The organism is Gemmatimonadaceae bacterium (genome assembly GCA_020851035.1).
Classification (GTDB): Bacteria; Gemmatimonadota; Gemmatimonadetes; order Gemmatimonadales; family Gemmatimonadaceae; genus JACMLX01.
The window spans coordinates 115,581-139,673 of record JADZDM010000025.1; the positions used below are offsets into that span (position 1 = coordinate 115,581).

At 71.3% G+C, this 24,093-nt stretch carries 15 protein-coding genes; 6 read left to right on the plus strand and 9 right to left on the minus strand.

Features of this window, described 5'->3' with window-relative positions; translation table 11 throughout:
* Nucleotides 1-50 precede the first annotated feature (50 nt).
* The 8 genes from IT355_17890 to IT355_17925 form a co-directional block, all read right to left on the minus strand.
* The gene (locus tag IT355_17890; protein MCC7055150.1) at nt 51-1,304 is read right to left on the minus strand and encodes an ABC transporter permease; all 1,254 of its coding nucleotides are present in this window, start codon (nt 1,302-1,304) and stop codon (nt 51-53) included.
* Between the two features lie 12 nt (nt 1,305-1,316).
* On the minus strand, nt 1,317-2,558 hold the full coding sequence (locus IT355_17895) for an ABC transporter permease (protein MCC7055151.1): 1,242 nt from the start codon (nt 2,556-2,558) through the stop codon (nt 1,317-1,319).
* A 91-nt stretch (nt 2,559-2,649) separates the two neighbouring features.
* Nucleotides 2,650-3,900 carry an ABC transporter permease gene (locus tag IT355_17900; protein ID MCC7055152.1) on the minus strand — a complete coding sequence of 417 codons (1,251 nt, stop codon included), beginning with the start codon at nt 3,898-3,900 and terminating at the stop codon, nt 2,650-2,652.
* 4 nt (nt 3,901-3,904) lie between these two features.
* Nucleotides 3,905-5,152 (minus strand): ABC transporter permease, encoded by a 1,248-nt coding sequence (locus IT355_17905; GenBank protein ID MCC7055153.1) that lies wholly within the window; start codon nt 5,150-5,152, stop codon nt 3,905-3,907.
* A gap of 1 nt (nt 5,153) precedes the next feature.
* Nucleotides 5,154-5,831, minus strand: coding sequence for an ABC transporter ATP-binding protein (locus IT355_17910; GenBank protein MCC7055154.1), 678 nt, complete (start codon nt 5,829-5,831; stop codon nt 5,154-5,156).
* A gap of 125 nt (nt 5,832-5,956) precedes the next feature.
* A complete protein-coding gene (locus tag IT355_17915; GenBank protein MCC7055155.1) occupies nt 5,957-7,243 on the minus strand; it encodes an efflux RND transporter periplasmic adaptor subunit in 1,287 nt (428 codons plus the stop codon).
* Between the two features lie 18 nt (nt 7,244-7,261).
* Nucleotides 7,262-8,734, minus strand: coding sequence for a TolC family protein (locus tag IT355_17920; protein MCC7055156.1), 1,473 nt, complete (start codon nt 8,732-8,734; stop codon nt 7,262-7,264).
* A gap of 101 nt (nt 8,735-8,835) precedes the next feature.
* Nucleotides 8,836-9,576 carry a hypothetical protein gene (locus IT355_17925; GenBank protein MCC7055157.1) on the minus strand — a complete coding sequence of 247 codons (741 nt, stop codon included), beginning with the start codon at nt 9,574-9,576 and terminating at the stop codon, nt 8,836-8,838.
* Nucleotides 9,577-9,723: 147 nt separating this feature from the next.
* Here IT355_17925 and IT355_17930 point away from each other — a divergent pair, with 147 nt between their 5' ends.
* Together IT355_17930 and IT355_17935 are read left to right on the plus strand one after the other, a co-directional pair.
* A complete protein-coding gene (locus tag IT355_17930; GenBank protein ID MCC7055158.1) occupies nt 9,724-13,653 on the plus strand; it encodes an ATP-binding protein in 3,930 nt (1,309 codons plus the stop codon).
* 4 nt (nt 13,654-13,657) lie between these two features.
* A complete protein-coding gene (locus tag IT355_17935) occupies nt 13,658-15,424 on the plus strand; it encodes a protein kinase (protein MCC7055159.1) in 1,767 nt (588 codons plus the stop codon).
* 12 nt (nt 15,425-15,436) lie between these two features.
* Here the strand turns inward: IT355_17935 and IT355_17940 are convergent, their stop codons facing one another.
* Nucleotides 15,437-16,801: an aldehyde dehydrogenase family protein gene (locus IT355_17940; protein MCC7055160.1), complete on the minus strand. Its 1,365-nt coding sequence runs from the start codon at nt 16,799-16,801 to the stop codon at nt 15,437-15,439.
* 131 nt (nt 16,802-16,932) lie between these two features.
* Here IT355_17940 and IT355_17945 point away from each other — a divergent pair, with 131 nt between their 5' ends.
* The 4 genes from IT355_17945 to IT355_17960 all read left to right on the plus strand — a co-directional run bounded on the left by IT355_17945 (nt 16,933) and on the right by IT355_17960 (nt 24,023).
* Complete coding sequence (locus tag IT355_17945) at nt 16,933-18,021, plus strand: AI-2E family transporter (GenBank protein ID MCC7055161.1); 1,089 nt, start codon at nt 16,933-16,935, stop codon at nt 18,019-18,021.
* A gap of 111 nt (nt 18,022-18,132) precedes the next feature.
* Nucleotides 18,133-19,422 (plus strand): PQQ-binding-like beta-propeller repeat protein, encoded by a 1,290-nt coding sequence (locus IT355_17950; protein MCC7055162.1) that lies wholly within the window; start codon nt 18,133-18,135, stop codon nt 19,420-19,422.
* A gap of 99 nt (nt 19,423-19,521) precedes the next feature.
* A complete protein-coding gene (locus tag IT355_17955) occupies nt 19,522-21,060 on the plus strand; it encodes a YifB family Mg chelatase-like AAA ATPase (protein MCC7055163.1) in 1,539 nt (512 codons plus the stop codon).
* Nucleotides 21,061-21,170: 110 nt separating this feature from the next.
* Nucleotides 21,171-24,023 carry a PAS domain S-box protein gene (locus IT355_17960; GenBank protein MCC7055164.1) on the plus strand — a complete coding sequence of 951 codons (2,853 nt, stop codon included), beginning with the start codon at nt 21,171-21,173 and terminating at the stop codon, nt 24,021-24,023.
* The last annotated feature ends 70 nt before the right edge of the window (nt 24,024-24,093 follow it).

Genomic DNA, 24,093 nt, shown 5'->3' on the forward strand with positions numbered 1-24,093 from the left:
GGAAGATCGTGAACCTTGTTGAAGGTCTTCCATGAAAGCGACGGAAGGCGTCACTCGTACCGCAGCGCCTCCACCGGATCCCGCCGCGCGGCGCGATTCGCCGGGATCAGCCCGAACAACATCCCGACCACGATCGACGACACCACGGCCACCAGCGTCAGCGTCACCGGGAAGCCGGTCGAGATGTCGAGCAGCATCGTCACCAGCCAGCCCAGCGCGGCACCGGTGAGCACGCCGATCACGCCGCCGATGCCGGTCAGCGTCGCGGCCTCAACGAGGAATTGCGTCCGGATGTCGCCGGTCGTCGCCCCCAGCGCCTTCCGCAAGCCGATCTCCTTCGTGCGGTCGGTGACCGACACCATCATGATCGCCATCACGCCGATGCCGCCCACCATCAGTGCCACGCTCGAGAGCACGATCAGCACCAGGAAGAACACGCTGGTCAGGCTGTTGAAGGTGTCCAGCACCTGGTCCTGCGTGACGAGGTCGAAGGTGTTGAGGTCGCGCGGCCGCAGCTTGCGCCCGCTGCGCAGCGCGACCGTCACGCTCGCCTGCGCATCCGCGACGGTCACGCCGGCGCGCGGCTTCACGGGGATCCAGAGCCCATTCGTCTTGTCCAGCTGGAACTGCGTGTCGAGCATGCGGAACGGCACGATCGCGCCGATCTCGGAGCCGGGGGGCGAGAAGATGTTGGCGGGCTGGATGTAGACGCCGATCACGCGCGCCGGCCGCCCACCCACACGCACCGTCTTGCCCAGCGGGTCGATGCGGCCGAAGACCTTGTCGGCGATCGCATCGCGCAGCACCACCACCGCGTCGCCACTCGCCACCTCGGCGCGCGTGAACCAGCGCCCGGACGCGAGCTCGCCGCCCTGGATGGCCGTGAAGCCCTCGTCGGCGCCGAACACGGACACGCTCTGGGTGCGCGTCCCCTCGTACTCCACCCGGACCAGCGTCTGGCCCCAGAGTGACGCATACTGGATCTCCGGCAGCGCACGGATCCGGGCCGCCTCCTCCTCGACCAGGTCGGGCCGGATGCGGATGTGCTTCGGCAGCCGGTTCGGGTCGACCGGCGTCTGCGAGAACACCTTCAGCACGTAGAAGGTCGTCGGGCCGGCCACCTCGATCGAGTGCACGATCTGGTCCCGGATGCCCTGCACGAGGCTCGCCATGGTCATCACCGTGGAGACGCCGATCACCACGCCGAGGATCGTGAGCGCCGACCGGAGCTTGCTGGCGCGGATCGCCGCCACGGCGACGGCGATGTTCTGCCCGAGCTGCGTGATCACGCGCGTCGCACTCATCGGCCGGCCTCCCTACTCGGCGCGCAGCGCATCGATGGGGTCGAGCCGCGCGGCCCGCGCCGCCGGATAGACCCCGAACAGCACCCCCACGCCCGCGCCAAGCGCCAGCGCGGCGCCCACCGACCACGGCGTCACGCGGGCCGGCAGCGGCGACAGCGACGACACCAGCCACGCCAGCACGGCGCCCAGCGACAGCCCGAGCACGCCGCCCAGCACCGAGACGAACACCGACTCGGCGAGGAACTGCCGGCGGATGTCGGCGCGGGTCGCGCCCACGGCCATCCGGATCCCGATCTCGCGCGTGCGCTCGGTGACCGACATCAGCATGATGTTCATGATCACCACCCCGCCGACGACGATCCCGATGGCCACCACCGCGGGGATGATCGAGAACAGTGTCTTCGTGAGCTTCCGCCAGAACGCCACCAGCGCATCGGCGGTCTCGATCGTGAAGTCGTCGGCCTCACCCGGGCGGAGCCGGTGGGCCAGGCGCATCGCCTCCTGCGCGCGGTTCATCGCGGCCGGCATGGTGGCGGGGTCGGTGACCTTCACGCTGATGGTGGTGGTGAGCCGCCGGCCGTAGAGCGCCTCGAACGCCGGGATCGGGATCAGCACGAAGCCGTCGAAGCTCTGGCCGAGCACGCGCCCCTTGGGCGCCACCACGCCCGAGACGGTGAAGAGCTGCCCCTTGATGCGCACCGACTGGCCGATGGGATCCACCCCGTCGAAGAGGTGCGTCGCGATGTCGTTCCCGATCACGACCACCCGCCGGCGCTCGCGGACGTCGAGGTCGGTGAGCGGCTGGCCGGACTCGAAGGTGTAGTCCTGCACGCGCTGGAAGTCCGCGGTCACGCCGAAGATGGTGGCGCTGCCCACCAGCCGGTCGCGCCACTCGATGTCGGCCAGCGGGGTTGGCCAGCCCGACTGCAGGCTGATGGCGGCGGCGTCCGGCAGGGCCTCCCGGATCACGGCGGCGTCGCGGAGCGTGATCCGGGGCCGCTTGCGGATGCGGAGCAGCATCTCGTCGTCGATGAGCCCCAGCGAGATCGGGCCGCGACGGACCTGGAAGACGTCCTTGCCGATCATGGAGCCGGCGACCTGCTCGCTGACATACGCGTTCATCCCGTTGATGATCGCGATCACCGCGACGAGGAATGCCACGGACACCATGATGCCGAGCAGCGTGAAGAACGCGCGGAACCGGTTCGCGCGCAGCTGCGTGAAGGCAATGAGGAAGACGTCGTTCAGGCGCACCCGGGAAAGCTATCGTCGCCCGACCGCTCCGGTGGGTGCGCCACCCGGCGCGCGCGGCTGGAAGCGGGGGCAGTCCCCCGGGAGCCGGCCGCTACTCGTACCGCAACGCCACCACCGGGTCCAGCCGCGCGGCGCGGAAGGCGGGGATGATGCCGAAGAGCACGCCGGTGAGGATGCTGCCCCCGATCGCCGCGACCACGGACAGCAGCGGGATCTCGGCGGGGATCGGGAAGGCGCTCCGCACGCCGAACGCCACCAGGGCGCCGAGGGCGAGGCCGATGGCACCACCGATGCCGGTGAGCGTGGCGGCCTCCACCAGGAACTGCCACAGGATGATGCCGGCGGTCGCACCGAGGGCCTTTCGCACCCCGATCTCGCGGGTGCGCTCGGTGACGCTGATCATCATGATCGCCACCACGCCGACGCCGCCCACGAGCAGGCCCACCGCGGAGAGCGAGAGCATCACGATGAAGAAGGTGCCGACGATCTTGTTGTAGGTCTCGAGGATCTTGTCCTGCGTGATGATGTTGAAGTTGTTCTCGGTCGCGGGGCGCAGCCGGCGGCGGGCGCGCAGCGAGGAGGTGACCTCGTCGATGGCCTGGTCGCGGCTCACGCCGTCGCGGGGCCGCACGGCGATGTTCACCCAGCGGGGCTGGGCGTTCAGCGCGGTGATGGCCGCCTGCATCGGCATGCTGACCACCGCGTCGTTGTCATTGCCGAGCGGGTTGAGCGGCTTGTCGTAGAGGCCGATGACCTCGAACGGCACGTTGCCGATGGTGACTTGCTTGCCGATCGGGTCGCTGTCGCCGAACAGCTTCTCGCGCATGGTCCGGTTGATCACGGCCACGCGGGCGCCGGCACTGTTCTCGGCGTCGGTCCAGGAGCGGCCGGCCACGATGTTGCCGCCGTCGACCATCAGCCAGTCGGTGCTGAACGCCTGCACCTGCACCGACGAGAGGAACTGCGCGCGGTAGCGGGCGGCGGCGCTGGTGTTGATCTGCGTGATGACGGTGCGGATCGACGGCAGGCCCCGGAACGACTCCGCCTCGGCCACGGTCAGCCGCGGGTTGCGGCGCCACTTGCAGGTGTCCTCGCTGCCGTCGCAGGCCTCGAAGCTGATCGGGTTGCGCGTGACGTAGAACGTGTTCGGGCCGGCGGCCGCGATGTCGCGGGTGACGGCGCTGTTGATGCCCGTGATCATCGCGCCGATCGCGACCACCACGAACACCCCCACCGACACCCCGAGAATGGTGAGGCCGGCGCGCACCTTGTTCGCCCGGATCGACTCGAGGGCGATGCCCACGCCCTCGATCGTGCCGCTGATGGTGGTCTTCATCGACATGCGGTCACTCCGAGCGAAGGGCGACGACCGGATCCAGCCGGCTGGCGCGTGAGGCGGGGTATACGCCCGCCATGATGCCGACCCCGGCGCCGACGACGACGGCCAGGATCACCGACCAGAGCGCGATCGCGGCCGGCAGCGGCGTGACGGACGAGATCACCTTCGCGAGCACGGCGCCCAGCCCCACACCGATGGCGGCGCCGAGGATCGAGAGGGTGGTGGATTCCACCAGGAACTGGGCCATGATGTCACGCCGCCGAGCCCCCAGCGACTTGCGCACGCCGATCTCGCGGGTGCGCTCGGCCACCGCCACCAGCATGATGTTCATGATCACGATCGCGCCCACGATCAGGCCGATCGCCGGCAGCACGACGCCGGCCAGCACGAGGTACTGCTTGATCTTGGCGAAGAAGGTCAGCGCGGAGCTGGAGGTCTCGAGCACGAAGTTGTCCTTCTGGCCCGGCCGCAGCTTCCGCACCGACCGCATGACCTCGCGCACGTCCTCCATGGTGCTGTTCATCACGGCTTCCGACGGGCTCTTGATCATCACCGCGTCGATCACGCCCTTCTGCCGGTTGGTGAGCCGGCGGAGCGGGGAGTTGTACGGGGCGACCACGAACTTGTCGAAGGAGATGCCGAGGGCGCTGCCCTGCGACTCGGCCACGCCGATGACGGTGTACGGCAGGTTGCCGAGGCGCAGCTCCTTGCCGACCGGGTCCACGTTCGGGAAGAAGTGGTCCTTCACGTCCTTGCCGATGACCACCACCAGCGACCCCATCGCATCTTCCTGCGGGGAGAAGACGCGGCCGCTGGTCACGCCCATCTTCTTGATCTCGAAGTAGTTGCGCGTGGTGTTGACGGCGTTCACGCCCTTCGGCCGCCCGGTGAGGGTGGTGGCCGTGACGCCACCGTCGGAGCTCATCGGGGCCCAGACGATGCCGTCCGGCAGTCCCTCGGTGATCGCCGGTACGTCGGCCTCCATCAGCCGTGGCCGGCGCTGCCACTCCAGCCACTCCTCCTCCGTCACGTTGCCGAGGTTCACGTTCGGCCGGCTGCGCACCTCGAACGTGTTCACCGCCAGCAGCTTGCCAACGAGGTCGTCCTGCATGTAGCGGCTCATCCCCTCGACGATGCTGACGACGGCGATGAGGAAGGTGACGCCGATGCAGACGCCGAGCATGGTGAAGAAGCTCTTCAGCTTCTGCGTGCGGATGGTCTGCAGGGCGAGGAGGACGGCCTCGAAGAGCGGCATCTCAGTGCCCCGCGCCGGTGTGCAGGCGGCTGCGGAACACGTCGCCGCTGTCGTCGCTGGCGATGATGCCGTCACGCAGCACCACCACGCGCCGGGCGTGAGCGGCGATGTCCGGCTCGTGGGTCACCATGATCACGGTCTGGCCCTGCGCGGCGAGGCTCTCGAACACGCGCATGATCTCCTCGGAGGTCTGCGAGTCGAGGTTGCCGGTGGGCTCGTCGGCGAGGAGGATCGAGGGCTCGTTCACGAGGGCGCGCGCGATCGCGACGCGCTGGCGCTGGCCGCCGGAGAGCTCGTTCGGCTTGTGGGACATGCGCTCGGCGAGCTGCACGCGCGCGAGTGCGTGCGCCGCGCGCTTCTTCCGCTCGCTGCTCGAGACGCCGGCGTAGACGAGCGGGAGTTCGACGTTCTGCAGCGCACTGGCGCGGGGCAGGAGGTTGAACGTCTGGAACACGAACCCGATCTCCTTGTTGCGCACGTGGGCCAGCGCATCGTCCGACATCTTGGAGACCTGCTGCCCGTTGAGCCAGTACTCGCCGCTGCTGGGCGTGTCGAGGCAGCCGATGAGGTTCATCAGCGTCGACTTGCCGGAGCCGGACGGGCCCATGATGGCCACGTACTCGTTGCGCCGCACGGCGAGGTCCACGCCGCGGAGGGCGCGCACGATCTCGCCCCCCATCTCGTACTGGCGGGTGATGCCGCGCGTGACGATGACCCAGTCCTTGTCCGGCGCCGCGCCCTGCGCCGCCGAGACGGCGCGGCGCTCGGCGGTGACCGTCAGAGACTCCGGCGCGAGGGGCCCGCTCATGCCTTCTTCCCCGGTGCCTTGGCCGAGTCGGCGGCCACTTCCTCCTTCACGGTGGCCCCGTCGCGCAGCTCGCGGATGGCCTGGTAGGTGCCGGAGACGATGCGGTCGCCGGCCTTCAGCCCGCCGAGCACCTCGAAGTAGCGGTCGCCGGCGATGCCGACCTTGACCGGCCGGAAGCTCACGGTGTTGCCGGCGTTGAGGATGAAGACGCCCTCCACGTCGCGCTTGCCGATCTGCTTCGCCGGCTTCTTGCCGCCCGGCGCCTGTGCCGTGTCGCCGCTCGCGATCGCCGAGTCCTCGCGCACGGTGAGCGCGATGATCGGGATCGACAGCACGCGCTGGCGCACGTCGGTGATGACCTTGGCCGTGGCCGAGAAGTCGGGGCGCGTCTCGCTCGGCGCGTTCACGAGCTGCACGACCACCTCGTAGTCCACGGCCTGGTCGGTGGTGGTGGCGGCGGTGGTCGCCTTCACCGAGCTGTTCGCGATGCGCACCACGCGGCCGATGAAGGTGGTGTCGGGGAAGGCGTCGATCTGCACGACGGCCGAGTCGCCGAGCTTGATCCGCGAGACGTCGGTCTCGTCGACCTTGATCTTGGTCTCGAGGATCGAGAGGTCGGAGATCGTCAGCAGGGTGGCGGCGTCCTTGTTGAGCGTGCCCTGGATGGCGGTCTCGCCGTTCTCGACGTTGAGCCGGGTGATGCGCCCCGACATCGGGGCCTGGATCGTGGTGCGGCTGAGGGCGAAGCGCGCGTCACGCACGGCGGCTTCGGACTGCTCGACGCTGAACTTCGCGGCATCGGAGAGCGCGGTGTTGACCTCGACCGCGGTGCGCAGCGTCTCCAGCTGCTCGTCGCTGATCAGCGTCGGCGTGGCCTGCTTGATCTCGCTCGACCGGTCGAAGTTGCGCTTGGCCTGCAGGAAGTTGGCGCGGGCCTGTGCGAACTGCGCCTTCGCCGACGCCAGCGCGGCGAGGGAGCGCTGCAGGGCGGCCTCGTACTGCTGCGGGTCGATCTGCAGCAGGAACTGGCCCTTCGTCACCTGGTCACCTTCCTTGACGGCGAGGCGGATGATGCGGCCGGTGATGTCGGCGGAGACGTCCACCTTCACGCGCGGGCGCACCTGCCCGCTGGCGGTGACGCTCGCCACCAGGTCACGGGCCTCCACCGCCTCGATCTTCACCGTGGCGGCCTTGTTCTTGTTCTTCTGCGAGGCGACGTAGCCCAGCGCGCCCAGTCCTGCGACAACAGCAACGGCGATCCCGATCTTCAAGCCTTTGGTCATGTGATTCTCGTGGGTGGGTCAGCGCAGGCGGCGGCCGACAGCTTGCTCGAGCGCGGCAAACGCCCGGTGAAAGTCGTACACGGCGGTGATGCGGTCATTCTCGGCCCGCGCGAACACCGCGCGCGCATCGGCGACATCGAGGAAGGTGGCCTGCCCGACGCGGTAGCGCGTCTCGGCGAGCAGCAGCGCCTGCCGGGCGAGCCGCCCGTTCTCCTCCTGGATCGTCACGGTCTGCTGCGAGGCATCGAGGTTCAGGTACGCCGTGCGCACCGCCTGCTGGGCGGCCAGCTCCTGCTGGCGCACCGCCTGGCGCGCGTTGTCGCGGGCCACGGCGGCTTCCGCCACCCGCTGCTCGCGCTGCCAGCCGTTGAACAGCGGCAGCGACACCTGCGCATTCACGCTGTACGGGTTGCGCGTGAGCGTGAACGGGAAGGCGCTGTTGGTGGACTTCGCCGCCGCGATCTCGGCCGGCGTGAGCGTGATGCCGGCGCAGGTGGCGGGGTCAAAGGCCTGCCCGACGATCGTCAGCACCGAGCCGCGCTGGTAGCAGCTGCTCTGCTTGCTGGAGAGCGCCTGCGTGACGGGGAAGTTGTCGTTGGTGTACGAGTTCGTGAACCCGCCATAGCCGGTCGAGAGCGAGAAGCTGGGGAAGTACGCGGCCCGCGCAATCCGCTGGTTCACCGCCGCGACGTCCTCGCGCTGCCGGCGCGCGAGGACGTTCGGGTTGGCACGCCGCGCGAGGTCGACCAGCTCCGTCACGCTGGTCGTGACGGGCGTGACGGCGTAGCCGGTGGTGAGTGCCACGTCCTGCGCCGGTGCCGCCACCCCGAGGTTCTCGAAGAGCCGCAGCTTCTCGATCGCCACCGCGTTCCGGGCCTGCACCACCTGCACGCGCTGCTGTCCGAGCGCCACCTCGGCGCGTTGCACGTCGAGGACCGTCGCGCTGCCGGCCGCGGCGCGCGCCTTGGCCAGTTCCACCGAGAGCCGGGCACTCTCCAGCAGCGTGTCCTGCAGCACCGCGCGCGCCTGCGCCTGCAGCGCGATCAGGTACTGCGTGGTGACCGTCGTGCGGAGCTGCTGTCCTGCGGCATCCACCTCGGACTCGGTCGCCGCCTCGTTGAGCCTGGCCGCCCGCGGCTGCAGCAGCGCGTCGAGGCCGTACGAGACCGAGGCGTTCAGGCTGGCGCTGGACCCCATCGTGTTTGCGTTGGCACCGAAGCCGATGCCGTTGAACACCTGCTGCCGACCCTCACGCCACGACAGCCCGGCCGACGAGGCGAGATTGGGCAGCAACTGGCCATAGGCGCTGCGGGTGGCGGCTGAGGCCGTGCGCCGGGCGTTGGCCGACTGCCGGAGCTGCGGGTTGTTCGCGAGCGCCAGGTCCACCGCCTGTTCGACCGTCAGGGCCGCCGGCACCACCGGCGCCTGTTGCGCGCCGGCGGCGAGGGGAAGGAGCAAGGCAAGGGCGAGGCTGCGGGTAGGGACAGTCATCGGCGTGATCAGGGATTTTGGGATCAGACTGAGCCAACGTACGGGCCCGGTCGCAATACAGTTTCACGGGGCATGTCGTTGACCCCGTGTGAGTTGTACCGTCAGGTGGGGGGATCGTCCCGCAGCAGCCGGCTGCGCCCGCCCCAGGCCACCCGGAGGAGGCGGCCCCGTGCGTCCCGCCACCAGCGCAGCGGTGTCGAGAGGCCGGTCACAGTCACGGGTACGCCGGTCACAGCGACCTCGGCCATTGAGATCTCGGCCGTCGGCGCGTAGTCCAGCGTTCCACTCGAGAGCGTTCCGCGCCGCACGTCCAGGAAGAACAGCGGGGTGCTCCGGGCGGCGTGGCTGGCCAGGGTGACGAACGGCACCATGGCTGCGGTGTCCAGCAGCACCAGGTCCCGCTGTGCCGCATACTCCCGGACGCTCCGTCGCGTGGGCGTCACCCGCTCCAGCGTCACACGTCCCCCGGCGCTCGTCACCTGGATGCGATCGATGAGCCGGCCGGCGCTGTCGCGGGATTCGGCGACGTACCGCCGCAGGCCGAGCGTCGAGTCGGTGAGCAGCTCCGCCGTCACCCGCAGCCCGCGGCGCACCACGATGCCGGTGGTCACGAGGGCGAGATCGGTGCCGGACCGGACCTGCCGGAAGCGCATCGTGCCGCGTGCCACGGTCACGGAATCGAACTGCACCGAGATGGAGAGGGCGTCCAGCAGTGGGGAGGCGGGGGCCTGAGCGCCCGCCGGTGTGGCGGCGAGCGGGCCGAGCGTGCCGAGGCAGATGGCCAGGACCGAACGACGACGTGCCCGGGAGGACCAGCGAGGTGTATGGATGAAACGCGTCACACTGTAAACTGACCTGTTCCGCCTGCCGCGCGCGACCGGACGACCGCAGATCACGCTCATGCTCCCACGCTCCTGACCCCGACCCCGACGCCGGAACCCCTGCTCACGCCGCGCCGACGGTGGCTGTTTCCGGCCGCAGCGGGGGTGGTGTGCGCCGCCTTCTGGCTGCGCTCCCCGTCGGTGGCCTGGCTGGGTGCCGTGGCCGGTGCGGTGCTCTTCACCGCCGCACTTGGACGCCTCGCGCAGCGCCGCCGCTCGCCGCGCATGGTGGTCTCGCTCGGCCTGCTCTTCCTCGGCACGGCGGCCTGGCAGCAGTTCGAGCTGAGCCGGATCGAGACGCGATTCGATGCGTGGGCCGCCGCCGCGATCCGCCGTGGCGACGCGAGTGCGGCGCGCGCGCTGCCGATCGCCGCCGAGCGCGTGCGGCAGCTCGCACGCAAGGCGCTGGCGGCACCGGTCGCGACAGCGGCGGGATTCCGGTTTCTCGGCAGCCTCGATGGCATCGACGCGCGCACCAGCGTGGTGCTCTACCGCAACGGGCTCCCGGTGGCGTGGGGCGGTGAGCCGCGCGCGGTGCCCGAGGTGCTGCGAGGCGACATCGGCGTCGAGCGGCTGCGGTTCTACCTCGTGCTGTATGCGGCCGAGCGGCAGGGTGACGCCGTGGCGGTGTCGACGATGGTGCTCGACGCCGATCCGCCGGCGCGCCACCTGGTGAACGGGCTGGGGGCCGACCTGGCGCAGCGGGCCTCGGTTGGCGCGATCGAGTTCGCCCCGCCGGGCCCTGCGGACGAGACGGGATTCCGCCCGTGGCTGGTGGATGGCGAACCGTTGCTCCGGTACCGCGCCACGGCACCCACGCGCGGCAATGCCGTCACGCGGCAGCTCGAGACGGCGCGCGGGCTGGGCGGCGCCGTGCTGGCCACGTGGGCACTGGCCCTCATCCTGGTGGCGTGGCGTCGCCGGCCGTCACTCGCCGAGCAGCTCGGTGCGCTGGCGGCCGGTGCGATCGTCGTCGGCCTCGTGCCGCTTGGCGCGCTGAGCAACGTGTCGTGGGTGTTCGACCCGGCGCTGTACTTCGTGCGGTTCGGGAACGTGTCGATCGCGGGACTGGCGGCGCTGATCCTCTCCGGCGCGTTGCTCACGCTCGCCGGCCTCGCGCTCCGCCGCGCGCGCAACGTCTACCGGTCCCGCCTGGTCCCCGGCGTGGTGCTGCTGGTGCTCGTCGGCCTTGGCCCGTTCCTGCTTCGCCTCCTGGGCGGAGGCATCGCGATTCCGGCGACGGGCACACCCACCGCCCTCTGGCTGGCCTGGCAGCTGGGCATCTTCCTGTTCGCCGTGGTGGTGCTCCTTGCCGGCGCCGCCGCGGGCCGCGCATTGCTGCGCGATGGCCGCGGCGTGGATCCCATCGTCGGGCCTGCGCTGGCGGTCGTCGCCGCGTCACTCGGTCCGCGACTCTGGATGCCGGACGGGGCGTGGAACAACGCCTACGCGCTGCTCTGGATCGCGGTCATCGCGTGCACCGCACTGTCCCGACCCACGCGGGCTGTCCTGCTGCAGGTGGGCACCGTCGCCGCGCTGGGCGCGACACTGCTCACCTGGGGCGGGGTGATGCGGCGCACCGTCGAACTGGCCACCTTCGAGACGGCGCGGCTCACCTCGACGGACCCCGAGGCAACGCAGCTCCTCAGCCGGTTCGCGACGCAGCTCGCCGAGCAGCCGTCGCCGCATTCGCGCGCCGACCTGCTCGACCGCGTCTCCGCCAGCGATCTCGTGGCGCGCTATCCGCTCACCGCCGCCACCTGGAAGCTGGACGGCACGCTCCTCGCCTCGCTCGACGTGTTCGGGCAGACGGAGCAACTCGACGTCCGCGAGGTGGTCGTGGACGCCGTGCGCTCGGGTCAGCCGGTCAGCAGCGACGTCACCGGCTACCCCGGGGTGTATCAGGTGCTCGCCGTGCCGTTCGCCGACAGCACGGTGACGACGGTCATCGTCGAGCCCCGTGCGCGCGCGTCGGCCATGCCGGCGGTGGCCGCGCTGCTCGGCTACTCGTCGCCCACCTCCGGCGCGCCGCCGTACCGCTTCGAGCTCGGTGAGGTGCAGTCGGGCCGCAAGGTGGACGACGGCATGCGCTGGGCGCGCGAGCGGCGCGTCTTCGACGGCTCGCGGATCGTGCCGACGGTGCTCGGCCCGCTGCAGGCGCATGCGCGGATTGCGATCCCTGGTGGCTGGTCGCTGATCCAGCGCGGCTCGCTGCTGGTGGCGGCCGACCTGGCGCTGCTCTTCGCCCTCGCTGCCGCCGCCGGCCTCACGCGTGCGGGCGCCTGGCGCTGGTGGCGCCAGCGCCGCCGCTCGATCCGCGGCAGCTACCGGCTCCGCCTGACCGTCGTACTGCTGCTCTTCTTCGTCGTGCCACTCAGTGTGCTCACCGTCTGGAGCTTCCAGCGCCTGCGCATCGACGACGCGGAGAAGCGCGAACTGCTGGTGCGCGAGTTCCTGCGTGCCGTGGACCGGTCCGGCGAGCGCCCCGAGCTGGAACAGGCGAGCCGCCGCATCGGCGTGCCGCTGCTCGGCTACAGCGTCGGCCGCCTGGTGGACGTGAGTGATGAGCTGTTCGGCGCGCTGGCGCCGGTGGGGCTCTTCCTCCCACCCGACGTGGCGCTCGCGCTGGCCCCCGGCGGCTCCCTCACGGCCACCAGCACGGTGCCGGTGGCGGGGACGAACGTGCTCCTCAGTTACCTGAGCACACGCGGGTCGCGCGGTGAGCGCATTGTGGTGGCGGCGCCGGCGGTGCTGGAGGAGGAGACCTTCGATCAGCGGCGCGAGGACCTGGTGATGCTGCTGCTCTTCGGCGCGTTGAGCGGCGTGCTGGCCGCACTCTGGCTCTCCGGGCTGGCCGCGCGGCAGTTCGCGCGACCGATCGGCGCGCTGCGCGATGCGGCGGTGGCGGTGGCCGCCGGTGAACGCGCGCCGCACCTCGACGCCGCACCGCCGGTGGAGTTCGTGCCGGTGTTCGATGCGTTCCGCACGATGGCCGACGACCTGCGGGCCAGCGAGCGCGCACTCGACGCCGCGCGTCGCCGCACCGACGCGGTGCTGCGCACGGTGGCGTCCGGCGTGATCGCGGTGGACGGTGAGACGCGCGTGGTGCTGGCGAATCCGCGCGCCGAGGCGTTGCTTGGCGGCAGTGTCGCGCCGGGCACGTCACTTGCCGCCGTCGCCCCATCGCTGGCGCAGCGCGCCGCTGCGTTCGCTGCCAGCGCCAAGCGCGACGACGCGTTCGAGGAGGCGTGGGGGGAGGCGACGGTGCAGGGACGCTTCACGCGACTCGACCTGGGTGGCGTGGTGGTGACGCTGGACGACGTGACGCAACTCGCGCACGCACAGCGCGTGCTGGCCTGGGGTGAGATGGCGCGGCAGGTGGCGCACGAGATCAAGAACCCGCTGACCCCGATCCGGCTTGGCGTGCAGCACCTGCGGCGCGCCCGTGACGACGGTCGCGCGGATTTCGATGCGATCCTCGATCGCAACGTCGGCACGATCCTCACGCAGATCGACCGGCTCGACGAAATCGCCCGCTCGTTCAGCCGCTACGGCACCTCGCCCGAGTCGGCGCCGATGGCGGAGGCGACCGACGTGGTGGCCGTGGTGCAGGAGGTGCTGGCCCTCGAGCGGATGGCCGAGGGCGCGGTGCGCTGGGACCTGGTGGCGCCGGCGAGCGGCGCGGTGCTCGCGATGGCCCGCGGTCCGGAGCTGCGCGACGTGCTGCTCAACCTGCTGGAGAACGCGCGGCAGGCGGGGGCGTCCACGGTGAGCGTGCACGTGGTGCCCGACCTGACCACGGTGCGCCTCGAGGTGCGCGACGATGGCGCGGGTATCGCCCCCGATGCGCTCTTCAAGGTGTTCGAGCCGCACTTCTCCACCCGCACCAGCGGCAGCGGGCTCGGACTGGCGATCAGCCGGCGCCTGGTGGATGGGTGGGGCGGCTCTCTCGCCATCGAACGCAGCGGGCCGTCGGGCACGGTCGTGGCCATGGTCCTGCGGGCGACCGACGGTCGCGCCCCGGCACCATTAAATTGATGGCATGACTGCTCCTGATCGCCCCACGATGCTGACGCCGGCCGGGGGCGTGCCCCGGGTGGTGCTGCCGACGCTGCCGCCGCACCTGCAGCCCTGGGTGCTGCCGCCCGGCTGGCGCTGGGGGCGCGGGAGCGTGCGGAGTGCAGTCCGGCACTACCAGGAAGTGATCGACGCGCTGGGGCGCTCCCTCTCGCTGGTCACCGTCCCCGACAAGGCGCATCGCCCGTGGCTGGCGGCCGAGGCGCGCCAGCTGGCGCACCAGAGCCATCCGGCGATCCCCACCACGTACCACTACTGGACCGATTCGCCGGAGGTGGCCCGTGGTCCGGGGTACCTCCGGCGCTGGATCGCCGGCGAGAGCATCGAGGCGCGCACGCGGCGCATCGGGCCCGACGACGCGCCGGGCATGCTGAACCTGCTGCGCACCGTGGGCACGCTGCTGGTGTACCTGCACGACCAGAACCTGCCGCATGGGGCCATCGGCACCGGCAGTTGCTGGCTGACGCCCACCGGCCGCCTCTGGCAGCTGGGCTGGGAGTGGGCACTGCCGGAGTCGGTGCGACCGGTGGCCGTCGCGCCGCCGGAGTCGTTCGTGCCGTACGCGCCCGAGTGGGCCTCGGGCTGGGCTCCCACCATGCTCAGCGACCAGTGGCAGCTGGCCGCCCTCGCCTTCGCGGTCATGACCGGCGAGCGGCCGCCGCGCGACGAGACACCGCCGCCGCTCGCGCTGGTGCGCCCGGACTGCCCCGCGAAGGTGGCCACGATCATCGACAGGGCGCTGTCGCTCGATCCGGCGGAGCGCCACACCACGGTGGCGACCATGCTGCGCGCGATGGAGCGCGTGGCCAGCGTGCGCACGAGTGTGATCGGCATCGAGCGGGTCGCGCCGACCGCGCGTCGCGCGGCCGACCAGGAGGAGGTGCGCCTGCGCTGGGCCACCGGAGACGACTACGAGGTGCTCGCGCGCCTCGGCGCCGGCACCTTCGGCAGCGTGTGGCGCGTGCGTGACCTGTCGCTGGAGCGCGAGGTCGCGATGAAGGTGCTGCATCCCAACGTCGCCGACGACGATGCGGCGGTGGCGCGCTTCCGGCGCGAGGCGAAGCTCGCCGCGCAGCTCGCACATCCGGCCATCGTGCCCATCTACGACTGGGAATCGCGCGACGGGATCTCGTGGTACACGATGGAACTCGCGGAGGGGGGCTCGGTGGCGAGCCTCGTCGGCCGCGGCGGGGCACAGCCGGCGGTGGACATCGCCACGCAGGTGGACGGCATCCTCGATGCCCTCGAGGCGGCACACGGGGTGGGCATCGTGCACCGCGACCTGAAGCCGGAGAACGTGCTGATCGACCGGAACGAGCGGTGGCGCCTCACCGACTTCGGCATCGCGCACGGCCCCGGCATCACCGAGAAGCACGAGGGCACGGGGACGCCGGAGTTCGCGGCCCCGGAACAGATCATGGGCGAGCCACAGGGTGCGAGCGTGGACCTCTTCGCGCTCGGCGCGATCGTGGCGTACACCCTCACGGGGCGCACGCCGTTCGGCAGTGGCGATGCCCGCGTGATCGTGGCCCGCCAGCTCAACGGCTCGCCCGACCTCGTGGGCGTGCCGTCGCCGCTGGTGCCGTTCCTCGAGCGCGCCCTCGCGCCGCTGGCCGAGACACGCTTCGCTGACGCGGCCGAGATGCGGCGGGCGTGGCACGCCGCGCTGGATGAACTGCAGGACGACACCGAGCGTGGCCAGTGGTGGTGGCGGTGGCTCGGCGGCAGCTGACGCAGGCCGGGCTCAGCGCGGCGGCAGTCCGCGGATGGTCTTCACGTTCGCGAATGCCGTGAGGCCGGCCAGCCCCAGTTCACGTCCGTGACCGCTGGCCTTCACGCCGCCGAAAGGCAGCGCCGGGTCCGACACGACCGGCTGGTTGATCATCACGCTGCCCGTGTCGAGCCGCTGTGCGAGTTCCGCCGCGATCGTCGCGTCGCCGGTCCACACACTCGCGCCGAGGCCGTAGCGGGTGCCGTTGGCCCGCGTCACGGCGTCGTCGACGTCGTGCACGCGCCAGACCCCCGCGACCGGACCGAAGAGCTCATCGATCGCCATCGGCGTGCCATCGGGGATGCCGGTCACGATCGACGGCGGATACCACGCCGTCGGGCTGCCGGGATTGGTGCAGCCCAGGTGCACGGTGGCCCCTGCGTGAATGGTCGCGCGCACTTGCGCGTGCAGCGCGTCACGGGCGGCCACCGACACCAGCGGGCCCACGTCGGTGTCGAAGGCGCGTGGGTCGCTCACCTTCACCCGCTGCATCGCCGCCGTGAACTCGCGCAGGAAGCCGTCATGGATGCGATCGTGCACGAGGAAGCGCTTGGCCGCGATGCACGACTGGCCCCCGTTCACGCAACGGGCCTGCGCGGCGGCCTGCGCCACGGCGGTGATGTCCACGTCGTGCCACACGATGAACGGATCGCTGCCGCCCAGTTCCAGCACCACCGGCTTCAGCGCCTCACCGGCGGCACGGGCCACGGAGGCGCCCGCGCGCTCACTGCCGGTCAGCGTGACGGCGGCGATGCGTGCGTCCGCGATGATCGCGGGGACGGCGTCGCGCGTCACGAGGAGCACCGTGAACAGCCCGTCCGGCACGCCGGCGTCGTGCACCGCTGCCGCCAGCGCCAGTGCACACCCTGACACGTTCTCCGCATGCTTCAGCACCACCGTGTTACCCAGGAGCAGCGCCGGGGCGAGCACACGCACCACCTGCCAGTACGGAAAGTTCCACGGCATGATCGCGAACAGGACGCCGAGCGGTTCCAGCCGGATCTCGTCCCCCGGGGTCGCGCCGGGTTGCGCCGCGAGGAGCGCGATGTGCGTGGCGTACCACTCGCAGCAGGTCGCGCACTTCTCCACCTCGGCGCGCGCCTGCGTGATCGGCTTGCCCATCTCGAGCGTCGCGGTCGTGGCGAGGGTGCCGGCGTGGCGACGGATCGCGGCGGCGATGCCACGCAGCGCCGCGGCGCGCGCATCCAGTGGTCGCCGGCGCCAGTCCCGCTGCGCGGCGACGGCAGCATCGAGGCGGCGGCCGATGGCCGTCGTGTCGTGTGCGTCGTAGGTGGCGACCAGCTCGCCGCCGTGCGGGTTCACGCTGTGCAGGCTCATCCGATGGGTGCGACCAGGGCTGATGTTCGAGGGCAGGGGACGTTGCGCCAGGCTGCGGGAGGATAGCCGGTGGGCCTGCGCATGTCGTGCCTGCCGCTTGTCGGACGTGGGCGATGCAGTACTTCTTCTGCATGATCATTCCAGACACGCAGGCGGTGGTCCCCGCCACGATCCTCTCGGCAGACGGTGCGGACCTCATCCCGGCGCGCCCGACGGGGAAGTTCCGTGCCGCCGGCCTCCTCCTCGTCCTCGGCTTCGGCATCATCTGGGCGCTGGTCCCGTTCGCTCCGGGCATCCTCGGCGCCGCCGTCTTCTATGTCGTCACGGTGCACAGCTTCCGCTGGCTGGTGGCGCGCCGCGTGCCGCGCTCGCTGGCCGCGACCCTGATGCTGATCGTGATCCTCCTGATCATCCTGATCCCGGGCGGCGCGCTGGTCACGGTGCTGATCGACGAGATCCCGAAGGCGCTGGGCAGCCTGGACACCGGCCCGCTGGTCGCGAAGGTGCAGGGCATCCGCATCGGCCCGGTCAACCTCGGCGAGCAGCTCGCGAAGGCGAGCGGCACCATCGGCTCGTGGATCTCGCGGCAGATCCTCGGTGCGCTTGGCGGCGCGGCGCGTGGCACGCTCAACCTCGTCATCGCGCTGCTCGGCCTGTACTACCTGCTGCTCGCCGCCGACGATGTCTGGCCGAAGGTGAAGCGGTTCATGCCCTTCAACGATGCCGACAGCGAGGACCTGCGCGGCAAGTTCTACGAGGTCACCCTCGCCACCGTGCTCGGCGTGGTGGTCGTGGCGGTGGTCCAGGGCGTGCTGGTGGGCGGTGCGTTCGCGGTGTTCGGCCTCCCCAATCCCATCGTCTGGGGCACCGTGACGGCGATCGCGTCGGTGCTGCCGCTGGTCGGTTCCGCGCTGGTCTGGGTGCCGGCCGCCATCGCCCTCTTCGCCCTCGGCAACGTGGGCCAGGCCATCGGGCTCTCTGTGTTCTGCGGCGTGGTCGTGTCCAACATCGACAACCTCATGCGCCCCCTGGTGGCGAAGCGCGTGGGCAACCTGCATCCGCTCACCACGCTGCTGGGTGCCTTCGCGGGCATCGAGTACGTCGGCCTGATCGGCGTGCTTCTCGGCCCGCTCGCCATCACCTGGTTCTTCGAGGTGCTGACGATCTACGACAAGGAGTACGGGCTCACCGACCGCTTCAACCTCCTGAACAAGGCCTGAGTGCGCCCGACCTTGCGGATCGCCGTGGCGGCGTGATCTTCACGGAAAGTGCCTAACTCCGCGTCGCTGCGAACGTCGGTGCACCGGGGGGCACCGTGCCGGAGCGTCTGCATGGTGGGGAAGTCCGGCGTCGTGCGGGTCGTGCTGACGGCGGTTGCCGTGACGCTCACGGCGTGCGGCAGCGAGGGCGGCACGGCGCCGCGGACCGGCGACTCCACGGCACTCGTCCGACCGCCACCGCCGGCGCGCGACACCATCACGGTGCGCGCGTGGGCGCGCAGCAGCGTGACCTTCCCGTACACGCTCGACCGGATAGCGATCCGCTCCACCAGCGCGTTCCTCACCACTGGCACGAACGCCGTGAGCGCCATCGACCCGCGCACCGGGACGGTGCTCTGGACCCGCACGGACGTCTCGCCTGGATCGTTCGCCGGTGCTGCAGGCGTCTTCCAGTTCGCGCTGGGCGCGTTCGACGCGCGCCAGGAAGTGATCGTCGATGCCCTCACGGGCGCCACACGCTACACGGCACCCGTGCCGGCATCCGGCTACGTCGGGACGATCGGTGCGGTCGGCACCACGGTCATCGGTCGCACCGGCAGCGACACGGTGGTCGCCCGCAACGCGCACACCGGCAGCCTGCTCTGGAAAGTGCGCGTGCCCTTCGGTGACTGCGGCCTGATCGAGTCGGCCCGCTGCCTTCACTACGCCGGCCACGGTGGCACCGCGTTCCACTTCATCCGGCTGTCCGGCGGCGTGGTGGGCGGCCGCTACGAACTGGTGCGCGTGAGCGACGCCGGCGTGGTGCAATCGACGGCGTTCGTCGACCCGACGGCCGGCGGGTTCCCGACCTTCGCGATGCAACCCGCCGTCGCGGTGGATTCGGCGGGCCGAGTCGTGGTCGTCACGACGTTCACCGGCACCACCGCGCTCGATGGTGCGACGGGTGCGATCCTCTGGAGCGCCGTCCGCCTCAGCGTGAGCAACGGCGTCCTGATGGAGCAGCCGGTGGTGCTGCTGACCGGCGGTGCCGATCCGCTCGTGCACCTCGTCTTCCGCTACATGACGTCCATGTCCGGCGGCTACTCGCGCGAGACGATCCGCCAAGCGACGACCGGCCGGGTGGTGCGGCAGGTGTTGCGCCCCGCCGTTGGGCTGGATGCCGTGTCGGTGCGGCCGTGCGGCGACGCCGGCATGGTGCTGCTGCGGACGGGCGGGCGCTTCATCCACACCGACACCCGCACCGGCACCGAGACGGCCGGCCAGATCGTCGATGCCACGACCGGCGCACCCGTCGAGCCCCCCGCCACCGCCACCTGGGTCGAGACGTTCGCGCCCGGCGCACTGGTGTACGCCACCGGCTCGGGGCCCGACGCCCTCGTCGGCTTCCCCTGCGCGCCGTGACACAGCCGCCTGTCCGCGACCGGCCGCCCGCGCACTGATCCGGTCACGCCCGCACGATTCCGGCTCGCGCAGCGCCAAGCGACCCGGCACCGTGCCCCCATGCTCGCCTCACTCCGCTCCGCCGCCGTACTCGGCATCGACGCCACCAGCGTCACCGTCGAGGTCAACGTCTCCCAGGGCCTCCCGCTCTGGACGATCGTCGGCCTCGCCGACAGCGTCGTCAAGGAATCCAAGGAACGCGTCGTCGCCGCACTCCGGGAATGTGGCTTCCGCATCCCCTCGCTCCGCGTCCTCGCCGCCCTCGCGCCCGCCGACATCCGCAAGATCGGCAACGCCTACGACCTGCCGATCGCACTCGGCTTCCTGGTGGCGACCGGACAACTGCGCGCCACAGCCCTCGACAACCTCGTCGCCATCGGTGAACTCGGACTCGACGGCTCGCTCCGCGCCGTCCGCGGCTCGCTCTCGGTGGCCCGCATGCTCGCCGCCGAACGGGGCAGAGCCACCCTCCTCCTGCCACCCGCCAACGTCACCGAGGCCGCCCTCGTCCCCGGCGTGCCACTCGCCACCGCCAGCTCGCTGAAGGAACTCGTCGCCGCGCTCGCCCGTGGGCCCCTCCCGCCGGCCGGCGTGCCGCCGGTCACGACGCGACTCGACACCGACATCCCCGACTTCGCCGACGTCGTGGGCCAGCCCACCGCCAAGCGCGCGCTGCTCATCGCCGCCGCCGGGGGCCACAACGTCGCGATGACCGGACCGCCAGGCACCGGCAAGACGATGCTCGCGCGACGACTGCCGGGGATCATGCCGCCGCTCACCGACAGCCAGCTCCTCGACGTCGTCGCGGTGCATTCCGTCGCCGGCACGCTCAGCGCGGCGCAGCTCCACGGTCGCCTCGCCCCGTTTCGCGCACCGCATCACACCGTCAGCACCGCAGGCCTCATCGGCGGTGGCAGCGGCCCGCGCCCCGGCGAGGTGAGCCTCGCGCATGGCGGTGTGCTCTTCCTGGACGAATTGCCCGAGCTCCAACCCGCCGCGCTCGAGGCGCTCCGCCAACCTCTGGAAGACCGGCGCGTCACCATCGCTCGCGTCAACGGCAGCGTGTGCTTCCCGTCGGACATCCTGCTCGTCGTGGCCATGAACCCATGCCCGTGCGGCTTCGCCGGTCACGCCACCATCGCCTGCCAGTGCGACGAGCGCGCCCTCGCCCGCTACCGCCGACGCGTTTCCGGCCCGCTCGCCGACCGCATCGACCTCCACGTCCCCGTCGGCACCGTCCCGCTCGCGGAACTCGACACCACCCTGCGCCCGCCGGAGTCGGACATGCTCCGCGAAACGGTCATCGCGGCGCGCGCCCGCCAGCTCGACCGCGGACAGGCGCTGAACGCGACCATCGCCCCGCGCCGCCTGACCACCACGGGACTCTTCGACCCGGACGCCCTCGCACTCCTCCGCGACGCCAGCGACCGACTCGGCCTCTCCGCCCGCGCCTGGCACCGGACCCTCCGGGTGGCACGGACGATCGCCGACCTCGCCGGCGCCGCGCCCGTCACCACCGGCGCCGTCGCCGAAGCCCTCCGCTACCGACGCACCGGACCGGGCACCCAGGCCAGTTCCGGGATTAGAGCAATCGCATGATCGGCGAGGGGAGGCACGGACCGTGCTGTCCAGAATTACCTTGGAGAGCGTGCCCGTCAGTCGACCTCAGGGTCGCCGAAGCGCGATCCCTCCGGAGCGCACGATCCCGCATGCCGAACTCCCGCACCTCCCCACCGCGACACACGCACGCCGCGCCGATCGGCTCGGCGCCGCCGACGCGCGCCCCGGAGGGCAGGGACCGCGGCAGCAGCAACCCGGACGACGCAACGCCGCCGGCCGTCGGTGCCACCCTTCGCGCCCTCGTCGGCACACTCGAGTCGCTCGGTGACGCCGTCATCGTCACCGCGCTCGACGGCGAGATCGCCATCTGGAGCGCGGCCGCCACGGCGCTCCTCGGCTGGCAGGAGGGCGACGCGCTCGGCATGTCGCTCGTCGAGCTCCTGGATCCCGCGCCGGCCGACGTCGGCGTCACGCGACCCCCCGGGTTCCTCGACGGCGCCGCCTGGCACGGCCCCGCCACCGTGGCGCACCGGTCGCGCGGCAAGTTCGTCGTGCACCTCTCGCTCGCGCCCGTCGTCCTCGACACCAGCGTCGAACCGCCCGTGCCGGGACTGCTGCTGCGCATCCGCCCGTGGCCCGACCGCGCACGGCCGCAGCGTGGCGACGCCCTCGATGCCGCACTGCTCGAGCGCGCGCTGGAACACGTGAACGACCTCGTGCTCATCACCACCGGCTCTGCACACGACGCCGCCTCCGCGCGCATCGTGTACGTCAACCAGTCCTTCGAGCGCGTCACCGGGTACTCGCGCGACGAAGTCCTCGGGCGCGCACCCTCCATGCTCCGCGGCCCCGACTCCGATCGCGAGGCCTCCGCCCGCATCGATGACGCCGTCCGCGATCGCACGCGCATCCGCGAGGAGCTCCTGCACTACACGCGGCAGGGTGAGCCCCTCTGGCTCGACATCGACGTCATTCCCGTGCAGTCCCCCGTGGGGAACTACCTGCAGTGGGTGGCCGTGGAACGCGACGTCACGTCGCAGAAGGGACAGGAGGTGGCCCTGCGCGCGCGCGAGGAGCGGCTGCGCCTCGCGATGAACGCCGTGTGGGATGGCCTCTGGGACTGGCACGTCCCCACCGGCTACTGCTACTACGCCCCGCGCTGGTACGCGATGCTCGGCTTTCCCGAGCACGCACTGCCGCCACACATCGACACCTTCCTCGACCTGCTCCACCCGCAGGACCTGCCGCGCTGCGAGCAGGCGCTCAAGGACCACTTCGACGGCCGCACCGACACCTACGCCCTCGAGGTGCGCCTGCGCACCGTCGACAACCAGTGGCGCTGGGTGCTCACCCGCGGCACCGTCGTCGAGCGCGACCAGCACGACCGCCCCGTGCGCATGGTCGGCACCCACACCGACATCGCCCTCCGCAAGCAGGCCGAACTCGCCCTCCGCACCAGCGAGGACCGCTTCCGCACGCTCACCATGGCGTCGCCGCTCGGCATCTTCCTCACCGATGCCGACGGGAACTGCACGTTCGCCACCCCGCGCATGCACGACCTCTGGGGGGCCCCCGCCGACTCGCTGCTCGGACGCGGCTTCCTCGATGCCGCCCATCCCGACGACCGGCAACGCGTCGCCCAGGCCTGGCAACGCGCCGTGCGCGAGGGCGGGGAACTGAGCATCGAGTACCGCGTCGTCCGCCCCGACGGCTCCACCCGCTGGGTCTGCGAACGCACCGCGGCACACAAGGACGGCAACAACGTCACCGGCTTCGTCGGCACCGTCGAGGACATCTCCGCCGCCAAGGCGGCCGCCGAGGACCGCCGCCGGCTCGAGACGCAGATGCAGCACGCCCAGAAGCTCGAGAGCCTGGGCGTCCTCGCCGGCGGCATCGCCCACGACTTCAACAACCTGCTCGTCGGCATCCTCGGCAACGCCAGCCTCGCCCGCGAGGACCTCGAACCCGGCACCGCCACCGAAGAGCTGCTGACCGACATCGAGACGGCCGCGCGGCGCGCCGCCGAGCTCACCATGCAGCTGCTGGCCTACGCCGGGAAGGGGCGCTTCAACGTGCAGCCGCTCGATCTCTCGAAGGCCGTGCGCGAGATGTCCACGCTCCTGCAGTCCGCCATCTCCAAGCGCGCCACCCTCTCCCTCGGGCTCGCCGACGACCTGCCCCTGATCGACGCCGACAACACCCAGGTGCGCCAGGTCATCATGAACCTGCTCACCAACGCCTCCGACGCGCTCCAGGACCAGAACGGCGGCATCGTGCTCCGCACCGGCATGATGCACGCCGATGCGGCGTACCTCGCTGCCTGCCTCGCGGCCGACGGCGTCGAACCCGGCGCGTTCGTGTTCGTCGAGGTGGCCGACACCGGCGTCGGCATGGATGCCGACACCCTGCCGCGCATCTTCGAGCCGTTCTACACCACGAAGTTCACCGGGCGCGGGCTCGGCCTCGCGGCCACCCTCGGCATCGTGCGCGGCCATCGCGGGGCCGTCCACGTGCACAGCACCCCCGGCGACGGCACCGTCTTCCGCGTGCTCTTCCCGACCGTCGACAAACAGATCCCGTCCAGCCGCACCCCGCGCTCCGTCATCGGCATTGCGCGCACCGGCACCATCCTCGTCGTCGACGACGAGGACACCGTGCGCGAAGTCGCGCGGCGCATGCTCGTGCGCAGCGGCTACCGGGTCATCGAGGCGGCCGATGGCGCCGAGGCGCTGCGGCTGTTCGAGGAACACCAGGCCGTCATCACCGCCATCGTGCTCGACGTGACCATGCCGCGCATGAGCGGCACCGAGGTCGTCGCCGAACTCCGCCGGCGCGGCAACACGGTGCCGATCGTCCTCGCCAGCGGCTACTCCGCACAGTCGCTCGCCGCACCGGCCTCGGGTGACACGCGCCCCGTCTTCGTGCAGAAGCCGTTCGTCACGCGCGAACTCCTCGACGGCATCGACGCCGCACTCGAACGGGACGCCAACCGCCCGCGCTGAGACCAGGGCGGTGGTGGCCCGTGAGCCACCCCGCTGCCTGCCATCACCACCGCGCCTTACGTTTCGCCGT